Source organism: Vibrio injensis (assembly GCF_001895205.1).
GTDB classification, from domain to species: Bacteria; Pseudomonadota; Gammaproteobacteria; order Enterobacterales; family Vibrionaceae; genus Vibrio; species Vibrio injensis.
The window spans coordinates 76,608-89,412 of the sequence record NZ_BDJF01000032.1 but is presented as its reverse complement, the minus strand read 5'-3'; the positions used below and the strand labels follow the sequence as shown (position 1 = coordinate 89,412).

Below are 12,805 nucleotides of genomic sequence, written 5' to 3'. Positions count from 1 at the left end.
AACGAAATTAACGTGTTTTTTTACTTTGACAAGTAAGTTGACAGTAAACCGTGTCGGTGGGCGCAAATTTTTGATGTTACTCCCGTAAACTGTCGTTAAAAACGGCAATTTACGGGCGCTAGGCTTATTTTTTGGCGTGATAAATTGAGAATTTACCCGTCTTATTTAGCGTTACACAATTACCGAACGCTTGCTCTATTAATGGCGGGTATTTGAGGAAATTATTAGCGACGACAAACAGTTGACCAGACGCGGTCAGATAATTAGGAGCTTGCTGTAATAAAGTTTCTGTTGCTCGATAGCTGGTATCTAATCCTGAATGAAAGGGTGGGTTAGTCACAATTGAGTGATAATCTCGGTCAGTATCTGAATAAACATCGGAAGCAAAGACTCGTCCGGTCAGGCCATTTGCCGCCAATGTTGCTTGACTAGAATGAATAGCAAGAGCGCTGATATCACACATTTCGAGCTGAATCTCAGGGTTAAGCATACTCAGCACACAACCAAGCACACCAGCACCACAACCAAAATCGAGTATTTTACCTTGTAGTGGTGGTAAGCTATCAAGCAGCAGCTGACTACCTAAATCGAATTCACCATGGCTAAATACCCCTGGTAGGCTACGAATAGTCAGTGTGTGTTGTTGGTAATGGACGGTATAAGATTTAAACCAATCTTCTAAGTCAAATTCAGCAACGGGTTGTGTACATTGTCCCCAATAAAATGAACAACGACGAGCAGAATCGTATTTTTTTATCACGCCATAAGGGCTAAACAGTTTTTCAACCGCTTTTATCCCTGAGCGGTTTTCACCGACGACGATCACTTCACAGTGTGCTGGCAGTTTGGCCAGTAACATAGCGAGTAAAAACTGCGCTTCTAATTTAGCTTTTGGCCAATAAAGTAGCAATAAATCAGCCGTGACCTCGGCAGTTAATTCCGCGCCAAAATGACTTTTTACAGCAGAAGACGCTTGTAATTGACGATAATAGCCATAATGGGTAGTAAATACGGTAACGGAGTCGCAGTGTTTGCTCAACTCGATGGGAAAGTTATCTTCCACCTCCCCGGCGACCAAGACTTTTTTTCCAGTGAAATAAGTTAATTGACGCTGTGTGATCTGACTTGGGGCTGTGTAATGTGGCATAACAAACTCGTGGTGAACGACAAAGGGGACGATTTTCGCATAATCAGCGCTTGGCTTGAAGCGCTTTAATGGCGGTCTTTTTGATTTAAAAAGCCCGCAAATTCTTCTTCATAGAGGTTAAATAGAACAATGGTGATCGCAAAAATCAGTGGTCCGTAGATTAACCCTATCAAACCAAAGAGCTGGATCCCCCCTAATAGTGAGAAGAAGATCATTAAAGTATTCATACCTGCGCTGCCTTGCATCAGTAGGGGACGTAATAAGTTATCAATCGAACCAACAATCGCAATACTCCAGATTAATAAGAACAATGCCCAAGCGGTGTCACCAATAATAAACAGATAGAGAGTAGCTGGGACCCAAATTAAGGCGGTGCCAATTAAAGGAATAAAAGAGGCGAAGCCCATCATGGTGCCCCAAAAAAGTCCGGGTAAGCCGACGATCCACATCGCAAATCCACCCGCTACGCCTTGGGCAATGGCAGTAAGAAATGATCCCATAATTGCTGATTTAGATACCTGTTGGATTTCATGCAGTAATTTATCTTCTTGGCTACGAGATAAAGGCAAAATGTGTCGCAGTACATTGATGATCTTGTCGTGATCGCGAAGCAGGAAAAATAGCACAAACAGCATTAAGAAAAAGTTCATGACTAAATGCGTGACATCACCAACGATTTTGGCACTAATGGCAACCAAACTACTGCCAAAAGAGGTGGCGAATTGAGCGGTTTTCTGGGCGATTTGTTGAGGTGTCACCTCATGAAACGGGAGATATTGATTGGTCAATGTGAGTATCTTAATGATTAAAGGATGGCTAAGTGCGGCTTGAATGCCGCCTTCATTACCCCAGTGATAGAGTATTTGTGCAAAGCGAGCACCTTGTTGAATGATGGCTGAAAAAACCAACATTGAAGGAATAACAATAATGAACGTTAAAATGATACAAGAGAGCAAGGCGGTAAGATTTTTTTTCTGAGCTAGGCGTTGTTCTAAACGTTGATGGATAGGGAAAATCAATAGCGACAGAATAAATGCCATCATGATCGCATTACTATAAGGTTCAATCAGTCGATAACAACTGAATACGGCGATACATAATGCGCCGATCAATACCCAATGGTTGACGGTAAGTCTGGTTTTTTCGGACACGCTAGTGGCCCCTTTCTACTGGTTGATTTTCTATGTCAGGATGTCGGATCTCAGTGAGCGATTGACGGAATCATTAGATCCATTATCCATTTACTCACACCATCGTCACAAACAGATAAATGACATAGAGTTAGTTTCGATTTCGTTATAACCCTGTTTATAATGGCTTGGATTGAGTCTTTGGGCAATGGGAGAGATAAAAATGGGTTGTTGTGAAAAGAAATCTTGCTGCGCGACGAAAACCTCATGGGTGCAACGTATGCCTTGGACAACAATTTTACTTGTTTCCCTTGCCATATTAGTGATGTTTTTTTGGCACTAATGGCATTAGACGTTGTGAGTTTTCTGCATGGTAGGGGTGTTGAATCTTCGCAATGAATAGCATGGCGAAAAATCAATACCCCTTCAATTTAATAAGTTAAATTCGATATACGCTCATTACGCTCATTACGCTCATTACGCTTCTTGAGCTAATTGGGCAAAACTTCGGTCTGCTGCCTCTAAAGTTGCTTCTATTTCTCGACTACCGTGAGCCAAAGAGGTAAAGCAAGCTTCAAATGCGGAAGGTGCTAGATACACCCCATAACCTAACATTAAATGGAAGAAACGCTTAAACCGCTCAATATCGCATTTAGCGACTTCTTCGTAGCAGGTGACACTGGCTTGGTCGGTGAAGAAAAAGCCAAACATGCCTCCTGCTTGACTCACCACTAATGGAATTCCATGCTTATCGGCGAGCTGTTTAAAGCCATCGGCCAGTTGTTTGGTTTTAGCCGCTAAATTTTTCTCATTACCTTCTTGTCTTAATAGCGACAGACAAGCGTAACCTGCCGCCATGGCAATCGGGTTACCTGAAAGGGTACCTGCTTGATAGACAGGACCTGTTGGCGCAATATACTGCATCACTTCTTTACGGCCACCAAATGCGCCAACAGGCATGCCGCCACCAATCACTTTACCTAGCGTGGTCAAATCAGGTTTGATGTTATAAAAAGCTTGTGCACCACCTAGCGCAACACGAAACCCGGTCATTACTTCATCAAAAATCAATAATGCGCCTTCTTGATCGCACAATTCGCGTAAACCTTCATGGAATCCAGCAATGGGAGGGATACAGTTCATGTTTCCCGCCACGGGTTCGACGATAATACAAGCAATTTCCCCTGGATGAGCGGCGAACAATTCGCGTACCGATTGTAAATCATTAAAACGTGCCGTCAGCGTGTGCTTGGCAAAGTCTGCTGGTACGCCCGGTGAGCTTGGTTGACCCAGAGTTAAAGCTCCAGAGCCTGCTTTCACTAATAAGCTATCAGCATGACCATGATAACAGCCTTCGAATTTGATGATTTTATCTCGCCCGGTATAACCACGAGCCAAACGAATTGCACTCATGGTCGCTTCGGTGCCTGAACTCACCATGCGGACTTGTTCCATTGACGGCACCAATTCAGAGACGAGCTCTGCCATAGTGATTTCCATTTCCGTTGGCGCTCCAAAACTCAGCCCACGCTGCGCTGCATCGATCACGGCTTCGCGAATGACGGCATGATTATGACCAAGAATCATTGGCCCCCATGAACCAACATAATCAATGTAGGCTTTACCATCGGCATCAAAAATCAGTGGGCCATCGGCTCGATCAATAAAAATGGGTGAGCCACCTACACCACTAAAGGCGCGCACCGGAGAGTTAACTCCGCCTGGAATTTTAATTTGCGCCTTTTGATACAGATCTTCTGATTTGGTCATTGAGAATTCCTCTTTATATTAGTTAGGGCATGTTGACCTTAGGGTCTGTTTATCTTTCGCGGTTAAATTTTGTTCGAGATAAAAGTGTTTTAATCGCGGCGAGAGGTTTGTAGCCTAGTATTCTAGGCAAAATACCTCTCAACAAAGAGTAAAACACTTTTAGCCGAACCCTTCGGGCAGCGTTTGTGGCTCCTTTCTACTGCGTTATCGGCTTCTTAGGTAGAATAACTACATTTCAAAGCCTCTGCCTTGTATAAAGAAGCCACAAACTGCTGCAAAAATCAGCTCGAAAGATAAACAGACCCTAGGGATAAAGCCACTATCATCGCTGGCGATATGGGTTCTTGGCGGAGATAATAAAGCGTAATCTCCTTATCACGATGAAACCCTGCTGATACACTTACGGTAAGCTACAGCGGTGTGCTAGTACGAGCGTTGCTCAATCTGCTTGGCTATGTTGATGGAAACAAAACGACATATCGTTGAGTCACGAGGTTCGTCTTTTAGCTCAAGTTCGAATCAGCGTTCACTTAACAAGGCCAATCTACCCTAGGATTCATTACGTTGAGCATTGTACGCTGCTCAGTGATGAGACGAAATCATTTATAACATTTATCCGCTGACTAAGCGCAAAATGGTAGTATTGCCATTCGATGGCATACTTTTCTCGCCGAGGGGGACTGATGGTTTCACGCGCAATAATATTTACGATTCGGTGGGATTGGAATAGTAGCTACGATGAGATTATCCGGCTAATACTTGAACGAAACAGTCAGGTATTAGATAATCGTACGATTAGAAAAATAAACATGCTCATCAATAGGCAATGAGTATTGACACCAATGAGAGAGGTCGTCGTGAGTGAAGTTAATGTCCCTTTAACGTTTTCTGATGCCGCTGCCACACGAGTACGCACGTTAATTGAAGAAGAAGAAAATCCCCAGTTGAAATTGCGAGTTTATATTACCGGTGGGGGATGCAGTGGTTTTCAATACGGTTTTACCTTCGATGAAAATGTGAATGATGGCGATACTACTATCGAAAACAGTGGTGTGACTTTAGTCGTTGATCCCATGAGCTTACAGTATTTGATCGGTGGCGTAGTGGATTATAGTGATGGATTAGAAGGCTCGCGCTTTTTTATTAATAATCCTAATGCGACTACGACCTGTGGTTGTGGGGCGTCATTTAGCGTTTAAAATCTATTTGTGTTAGAGAACTACCCAGATTAAAAAGCCCTTACTGATATCATAAGGGCTTTTTTGTGAGGTTAAGGGGTTGCGTAGAGTAATTGCCCATAACGCGATAAGGTATCAAGGCGAATTTTAGCATTAGCTAAAAATGTCGCTTTTGCTTGTCCGGTCAAGGATTTTGATTGAGGAAGATCGACTGTGCGTGGATCTTTATGAACGCCATTAACCAGAAACTCGTAGTGTAAATGGGGGCCCGTGACTCGTCCGGTTCCACCTAATGTACCAATCACTTGACCTTGGCGAACCCGCTCTCCAGTTTTGACCGTACGTCGAGTTAGGTGAAGGTATTTAGTTAAATAGGTATTACTGTGGCGAATAAAGACATAATTACCGTTAAATTGGTTATAGCTAGAGCGTTCAACTACTCCGTCACCCGCGGCCCAAATTGGGGTGCCTACAGGCGCAACGTAGTCTGTACCTCGATGCGCCCTTAGCTGGCCTGTCACTGGATGAAGGCGGCGAGGGTTGAAGTTTGATGATACGCGCCGAAAATCAAGAGGTGCCCGTAGAAACGCTTTTTTCATCGCTCGGCCAGTTTCATCGTAATATTGTCCAGTATGATCGTCCAAAATTGCTGTAAAGGTTGTGCCTTGGTTAGTAAATTGAGTGGCGATGATTCGCCCTCGTCCCACTACTTCACCTTCAACTATTTTCTCTTCAAACAGTAAGCGAAAGTGATCTCCTGAGCGAATATCTAACGCAAAATCGATATCCCAACCAAAAATGCCCGCTAATTCCATAATCTGGTTAGCCGTTAAGCCTGCTCCTCTTGCCGCATTCCAAAAGTTTGAGGTGATTTCAGCTTGAGCGTAATTGTATTGATAAAAAACCTCTTTTTTATCAAACCGAGCAGAAAAACCAGCGTCGGTACGAGTGATATCAAAGGTTTCATAGGGGGTAATACGTCGTTTAAGTTGAATTAATTGGTTATTGTCATCAAACCCAAATTGCAACTCATCACCGGGGCGTAAGCGACTCAATTGTTGGTTGATTTGTTGATCACTGGACGTCAGTTCATGGAGTAAACGAGCGGAGAGACCAATACGTTGAAAAAGAAGTGCTGCACTTTCTCCCGAATTCACTTTATGCGTTTCCCAGCGCAGTAAAGCAGAAGGCAATACCGTACTGCCTGGCGCTAGTGCTTCCCGGTCAATAGTCAAAGGATAATGACGACCAATTTGTAGTCGTTCTGGGTGGTTTCTTAATGCTTCCTGATCCGGGAGGAAAAATAACGCGACAACAATCACCGCACTAAAAAAGGCAATACATGCCCGATGCACCCAGGGAAGACGAGCAAAAATCGCTAGCATACTCGTGTTCGTTCAATCATTCGTGAATAAAATCGTTATTTGGTTAGTCTAACTGGTTTCAAAAGGCATCGCTATTCAAGTAAGATGTCAAACTATTAAATTTTTGCCAAATCTGTGGGAGTGAACAAGAATGGCGAGTATTGAAGCGGCGTTAGCTGAGATTAAGCGTGGTGTTGAGGAGTTAATCCCAGAAGAGGAATTAATCGCAAAACTGAAAGAAGGTCGTCCTCTGCGGATTAAGCTTGGAGCTGATCCAACGGCACCAGATATTCATTTAGGTCATACGGTGATCTTAAACAAGCTGCGCACTTTCCAAGATTTAGGCCATGATGTTACTTTCTTGATTGGTGATTTTACGGGAATGGTCGGTGACCCAACGGGTAAAAATACCACTCGTCCCCCTTTGACGCGTGAAGATGTTCTACGTAACGCGGAGACTTATAAGCAGCAAGTGTTTAAGATACTTGATCCGACAAAAACGAAAATTCAGTTTAACTCTGAATGGTTGTCTGAGCTGGGCGCTGAAGGAATGATCCGACTTGCTGCCAATCAGACCGTCGCGCGAATGTTAGAGCGGGATGATTTTAAAAAGCGCTATGCAGGTGGTCAACCGATTGCCATTCATGAGTTTATGTACCCTTTACTGCAAGGTTATGACTCCGTTGCGATGGAAACCGATGTTGAATTGGGGGGCACAGATCAAAAGTTTAATTTACTGATGGGACGAGAGCTGCAAAAATCTCATGGTCAGAAACCTCAAGTGGTATTGATGATGCCATTATTAGTTGGCTTAGATGGCGAAAAGAAAATGTCTAAGTCCGCGCACAACTATATTGGGGTAAGCGAAGCGCCAAGCGAAATGTTTGGTAAGATCATGTCAATCTCTGACGATTTGATGTGGAGTTATTATGAATTGTTGTCTTTCCGTCCGTTAGCGGAAGTCGAGCAATTTAAAGCTGATGTAGCCAACGGTGCTAACCCAAGAGACGTTAAAATTCTACTGGCTAAAGAGATCATCGCTCGTTTCCATTCACAAGCCGATGCTGATGCGGCAGAACAAGAATTCATTAATCGTTTTCAAAAAGGTGCTCTACCTGATGAAATGCCAGAGTTTACCTTTGCTCAAGGGATTGCGATTGCTAATTTACTTAAAGATGCTGGCTTGGTTGGCTCAACTTCGGATGCGATGCGCATGGTAAAACAAGGCGCGGCTAAGCAAGATGGTGAAAAAATTGATGATGCTAAGTTCACTCCAACGGTTGGAACTTATGTCTATCAAGTTGGTAAACGTAAGTTCGCACGAGTAACTATTGAGTCATGAGTAGTGATAAGCTTTGATGCTGTTAAATTGTCAAAGCATGAGTTATCCCCAATAAACAAAAAGCGCCGTTAGGCGCTTTTTGTTTATTGGCCGTGAGCCATGTTGATCACATCTTGATAAAAACGCAGCTCAAATTGGGTAATGGGTGGTTCTATCGGTAAGTGAGCATTGGCGGTGGATGGGAAATAATCCGTTACGTACTGAATAAATAGACTCAGTGGTTTACCTTGCTCATCGACGACAAAACCCGCCATGTTATGCGTACCGTATAACGAGCCACTTTTGGCGATAAGCTGACCTCGCACGCTACTATGACGCATACTACGACGATAGAGTAAAGTTCCATTCTCTCCGGCCGTTGGCAGCAAACTCAATAACGATAATTGCTGATCGTGAGCAGCCAAATAGGCAAGGATTTGACGCATCGACTCTAAGCGTAAGCGGTTATTACGTGATAACCCTGATCCATCGACTAACTGAGCATCTTGCAAGTCAATTCCGGTGTTGGCAAAAATAATTTGTTTCATGGCTTCTGTACCATTAGCAAAGCTTCCGGGCTGCAAGAAAAAGTGCCGGCCTAAGGTTTTGGTAAGCGAGTCAGCAATCAAGTTGTCCGAGTCTTGCAGCATGATTTTGAGCAGTTCAGGCAACGCTACTGAGCGATGTATTGCAATACTCGCCATAGTCTGTATTTCTGGGGGCTGACCGATTTTTATCTCGCCTTCTAAATGGATGCCAAGTTGCCGTAGTAGTTGATGAATGACGCGTTGAGCATAAAGTTCAGGATTTTGTACAGCAAAGCGAAGCGGTAGTGGTTGCTCACGTTCCGCTAAACAGCCTGATAGTTGATAATGATTGTTAGGTGTGGCGATTAACTCTAAATCACAATGTAAGCTTTGCTGTAGAGCTTGAGAGACCGTTTTAGCCTCACTACTAACATGAACTGGGTAATGAGGAGGGACATAAACTCGAGTAGAACCGTTATCTTGAGTATAAATCGACGCTTGAATACAGTTGCCATCAAGATTAATCGCGCCGACTGGAGCGCTATAACACACGCCAAGACTATCCCAAGGCCAGCCCACTGCTCGTTGATAACCACTGAATTGACTGATGTCGAGCCAGATATCTCCGCTAATCTTGCGACCGTGTTTAGAACGATAATGACTGAATAATTGACGTAAGTTGGCAGTAGTCAAAGTCGGATCACCAGAAAAAATCAAGGCCAGCTGATGGTTATCAGCACGTAACTCGGTGGTAAAACGAAATTGTTCACCGAGTTCGAGTTGGCTCGCCAAAGCGGTAATGATTTTTAAGGTGCTGGCAGGCGGGAAATACCCATCGGTGTATTGATTAACGGTTTGTTGTTCATTGAGTAACTGGCTGACTAAGCCGCTGCGGGTACCTGTTGGCAGTTGTGCTTTTGCTTGCTCAAAATCGGCCCAAACGGGGGGCGCGATAAACAGGTAAAGCAACATGAAAATAGAAGAAAGGTAGCGCCATAGACAATGCATAAACGATCGACAATCAATCAAACAGGAAGGCAAGTATAACCAGAGAATAAAACGCCTGCTAGTGCGCAGGCGTTTGGAGTATTAATTAAGCATGATGATGCATAATTAAGGCGACTTAGAAGTCGTAACGTAGACCTAGAGCTAGCTCATCTTCAGCGTTCACTTTACCTACTTTATCTGAATCTAGCAGGTTGAAGTTGTATGAGATGTATGAGCGGAAGTTAGGTTTGAAGAAGTAAGTTGCATCGATAGCGATAGAGTCGATTTTTTCTTGGTCGGATTTTGTTCCGTCATTTTTTACTTCTTTAAGGTTATAAGTTGTCGTAAATACGGTTTGTTGCATAGTGTATTTAGCTGCTAACTCGTAGCCTTTGATATCTTTTTTGTTGATGCCCTGAACCTTAATAGCATCACTCTTATCTTGACCATCAACATAAGTACCGGCAAAGTACAAATCGTTGATTGCATAAGAGGCCGCTAGCATCCACTGATCAGCTTTGTCTTGATCGGCGTAACCAGCACCAACAGCAAAGCCAGTGTCAGCAAATGCATAAATTGCAGATAGTGAGTAACCATCTTGGTTATTATCACCAAAATTTACCCCTTCTTCACGGTCAGCAAAACGGTAGCTGGCTTTTACTGCAAGATCATCAAATTGACCTGCGTAAGTCAGCATGTTGTCAGCACGGTCAGCAACGGTCAGTTTGTAAGCCGCTTTGTTACCGTGGTAAGACATGATATCGGTAAAGTCAGTGATCACACCTAGTGCGCCGTCATTTTTACCGTAAGTCACTAGACCAAAATCACCACCGATACCAGCAAAAGCATAACGGTTAGTTAGGTTATTACTATCTGAATCGATATCGCCATTATCAGCAGTAGTAAATTCACCTTCGTAGAAACCAAGACCATACAGGCTGTCATTGATTTGAGTTTTACCTAATACATTAATACGTACACGTGAAGCATCTTCTGCTTTACCATCTTTTAGAGATAGACGTGCTTCAGCGCGGCCACCTAGCGCAAGCGAAGTTCCATCTTGGTTGTAAATTTCACCAGCATTAACACCAGCGGTCATTGCAGCAGCTGAAACTGCTAGAGCAATCAGAGTTTTGTTCATTTTATTAAGTCCTAATTTACTGTCCATAAATTGTTATCGGCGACATAACAAAGTTTGAAAGCGATGGTTCAAATCATTGATATGTGCAACGAACAACCAATGTTCCCACTCGTGTAACCTCTAAAGAAGTGACTCTCAGGTGGAACATTCGACCTATTCGTGTCTACCTTTGTAACTGCAAAGTTCCATTATCCGTTAGTAAAATGATATAAATTTCAGTTATGAACAGTGTTTTATTGTGATGTAAAAAATATCAAGATACTGATTTATATTAGTTTTGTTGGTTTTTTTAAGCTGGTCTGACCGTCGATTTTAAGTGGGTTATTTAGATTTTTTTAGTTATTTTGAATGTTTTTTCGACAGGTGAGTGTGTGGGTTGGATCACATTAAATTTACCTCATCGTGCTCAATCTCAATTTCTGATCGCAATGATTGAATTTGGATGATTTCGTCGCCATGTTTGTTTACACTGAGAATCATGCATTCAAAAATGACTACCTGACCCCCTTATCGGGTTGGGTAGTTTTGTATTGTCCAAAGATAATTTTGGCATAGAGGTAATAATATGGAAAAAGTTCCAATGACAGTGCGTGGCGAAAAGTTGCTGCGCGATGAACTTGAGCGACTGCTTAAACTACGTCCCAAAATCACTCAAGCGATCGCTGAAGCTCGTGAATTAGGTGATTTAAAAGAGAATGCCGAATATCATGCCGCTCGAGAAGAGCAAGGGATCTGTGAAGCTCAGATCCGCGATATCGAATATAAGTTATCGGTAGCTCAAGTGATTGATATAGCAAAGATAGAAAACACAGGAAAAGTGATTTTTGGTGCGACAGTGAGCTTGATTGATGTCGATACTGATGAAGAGAAGCGTTATCAAATCGTTGGTGATGATGAGGCGGAAATCAAAGCTGGACGGATTTCAGTCAGTTCGCCGATTGCTCGTGGGCTAATTGGTAAAATGGAAGGTGATGAAGTCACTATCTCGACTCCTGGCGGCGATAAAGTTTTTGAAATAGATAAAGTTGATTATCTGTAAATCGAGCTGAGACACTTTTGACATTAACCGTTGAGATCACTGTCTTGGTTTGTCTCCAGTGTTTCCGAGAGACAATAATAAAAAGGTCGCCTACAGCGACCTTTTTATAAGCTTAAGTAGCGAGGTTCGCATACTTAGCGAACGGAGCAATTTATTTGCGAGGTAATTCGATTTTACGCTGCTCAGATGGGCGGTAAAGGACCAAAGTTTTACCGATTACTTGGACCTTTTCTGCACCCGTTTCACGAACGATCGCGTCAACAATCAATAGTTTCGTTTCACGGTCTTCTGATACTACCTTGACTTTAATGAGTTCATGATAGTTAAGCGCAATTTCGATTTCTGCCAAAACAGCTTCAGTGAGGCCATTGGCACCCATTAATACTACTGGGTTTAAGTGGTGAGCCAATCCTTTCAGGTGCTGCTTTTGTTTGTTGCTTAGATTCATTACGCGACCAAATTTATTAATATTAGGGTTGAAAACCACCATTTTAGCGCCATCTACTCAGGAAGACTATATTTTCTACAAGACTTTCTCGAATAGAATCACCTTAGTTAGGTATCGAATGAGTAAACAGAAACATTCCGCGAGTTCTTCTCGTTGGTTGAAAGAGCATTTTGATGACATCTATGTTCATGAAGCAAAAAAGAAAGGTTATCGTTCACGTGCGATTTTTAAGCTAAAAGAGATCCAAAGTAAGGATAAGTTACTGCGTACTGGTATGACCGTCGTTGATTTAGGGGCTGCACCCGGTGGATGGTCACAATATGCGGCTAGTATTGTTGGTGATACAGGACAGGTCATTGCTTGTGATATTTTGCCGATGGATTCGATTGCTGGTGTCTCTTTTTTACAAGGTGATTTTCGAGAAGAGAGCGTACTTGCAGCATTAATCGAGCGTATTCAACCAGATATGGTTGATGTGGTGATGTCTGATATGGCCCCTAATATGGCCGGAAATAATTCAGTGGATCAACCAAGAGCGATGTATCTGGTCGAATTAGCATTAGATATGTGTCGACAAGTTCTGATTCCTAATGGTAGTTTTGTGGTCAAAGTGTTCCAGGGCGAAGGTTTTGATCATTATGTCCAAGAGGTACGTAGTATGTTCAAGGCGGTCAAAATTCGTAAACCAGATTCTTCAAGAGCTCGCTCTCGAGAGGTTTATGTTGTTGCCACTGGTTACAAAGGTTAACTATT

11 protein-coding genes are annotated in these 12,805 nt (G+C 42.9%); 4 read left to right on the top strand and 7 right to left on the bottom strand.

Features of this window, described 5'->3' with window-relative positions; all coding sequences use genetic code 11:
* Nucleotides 1-124: 124 nt before the first annotated feature.
* From rsmC to hemL, 3 genes are all read right to left on the bottom strand, one after another.
* Nucleotides 125-1,147, bottom strand: a complete 1,023-nt coding sequence (gene rsmC / locus BSR11_RS16275; RefSeq protein ID WP_072671380.1) for a 16S rRNA (guanine(1207)-N(2))-methyltransferase RsmC — start codon at nucleotides 1,145-1,147, stop codon at nucleotides 125-127.
* Nucleotides 1,148-1,212: 65 nt separating this feature from the next.
* Nucleotides 1,213-2,298: an AI-2E family transporter gene (locus tag BSR11_RS16270; RefSeq protein WP_072671379.1), complete on the bottom strand. Its 1,086-nt coding sequence runs from the start codon at nucleotides 2,296-2,298 to the stop codon at nucleotides 1,213-1,215.
* Nucleotides 2,299-2,754: 456 nt separating this feature from the next.
* Nucleotides 2,755-4,047, bottom strand: a complete 1,293-nt coding sequence (gene hemL / locus BSR11_RS16265) for a glutamate-1-semialdehyde 2,1-aminomutase (RefSeq protein WP_072671378.1) — start codon at nucleotides 4,045-4,047, stop codon at nucleotides 2,755-2,757.
* An 857-nt stretch (nucleotides 4,048-4,904) separates the two neighbouring features.
* Between hemL and erpA the strand changes: the two genes are divergently transcribed.
* The gene (erpA, locus tag BSR11_RS16255) at nucleotides 4,905-5,246 is read left to right on the top strand and encodes an iron-sulfur cluster insertion protein ErpA (RefSeq protein WP_072671495.1); all 342 of its coding nucleotides are present in this window, start codon (nucleotides 4,905-4,907) and stop codon (nucleotides 5,244-5,246) included.
* Nucleotides 5,247-5,317: 71 nt separating this feature from the next.
* On the opposite strand, the gene shyC is transcribed toward erpA, so the two are convergent.
* Nucleotides 5,318-6,610, bottom strand: coding sequence for a peptidoglycan DD-endopeptidase ShyC (gene shyC, locus BSR11_RS16250; protein WP_072671377.1), 1,293 nt, complete (start codon nucleotides 6,608-6,610; stop codon nucleotides 5,318-5,320).
* Between the two features lie 130 nt (nucleotides 6,611-6,740).
* On the opposite strand from shyC, the gene tyrS reads away from it, so the two are divergent.
* Complete coding sequence (gene tyrS, locus BSR11_RS16245) at nucleotides 6,741-7,931, top strand: tyrosine--tRNA ligase (RefSeq protein ID WP_072671376.1); 1,191 nt, start codon at nucleotides 6,741-6,743, stop codon at nucleotides 7,929-7,931.
* 83 nt (nucleotides 7,932-8,014) lie between these two features.
* On the opposite strand, the gene dacB is transcribed toward tyrS, so the two are convergent.
* Together dacB and BSR11_RS16235 are read right to left on the bottom strand one after the other, a co-directional pair.
* Complete coding sequence (gene dacB, locus BSR11_RS16240; protein ID WP_072671375.1) at nucleotides 8,015-9,445, bottom strand: serine-type D-Ala-D-Ala carboxypeptidase; 1,431 nt, start codon at nucleotides 9,443-9,445, stop codon at nucleotides 8,015-8,017.
* 115 nt (nucleotides 9,446-9,560) lie between these two features.
* A complete protein-coding gene (locus BSR11_RS16235) occupies nucleotides 9,561-10,565 on the bottom strand; it encodes a porin (RefSeq protein ID WP_072671374.1) in 1,005 nt (334 codons plus the stop codon).
* A 565-nt stretch (nucleotides 10,566-11,130) separates the two neighbouring features.
* On the opposite strand from BSR11_RS16235, the gene greA reads away from it, so the two are divergent.
* On the top strand, nucleotides 11,131-11,604 hold the full coding sequence (greA, locus tag BSR11_RS16230; RefSeq protein ID WP_072671373.1) for a transcription elongation factor GreA: 474 nt from the start codon (nucleotides 11,131-11,133) through the stop codon (nucleotides 11,602-11,604).
* 151 nt (nucleotides 11,605-11,755) lie between these two features.
* Here greA and yhbY read toward each other — a convergent pair whose 3' ends face one another.
* Complete coding sequence (yhbY, locus tag BSR11_RS16225; RefSeq protein WP_040903858.1) at nucleotides 11,756-12,052, bottom strand: ribosome assembly RNA-binding protein YhbY; 297 nt, start codon at nucleotides 12,050-12,052, stop codon at nucleotides 11,756-11,758.
* 118 nt (nucleotides 12,053-12,170) lie between these two features.
* Here yhbY and rlmE point away from each other — a divergent pair, with 118 nt between their 5' ends.
* The gene (rlmE, locus tag BSR11_RS16220) at nucleotides 12,171-12,800 is read left to right on the top strand and encodes a 23S rRNA (uridine(2552)-2'-O)-methyltransferase RlmE (RefSeq protein WP_004394171.1); all 630 of its coding nucleotides are present in this window, start codon (nucleotides 12,171-12,173) and stop codon (nucleotides 12,798-12,800) included.
* The last annotated feature ends 5 nt before the right edge of the window (nucleotides 12,801-12,805 follow it).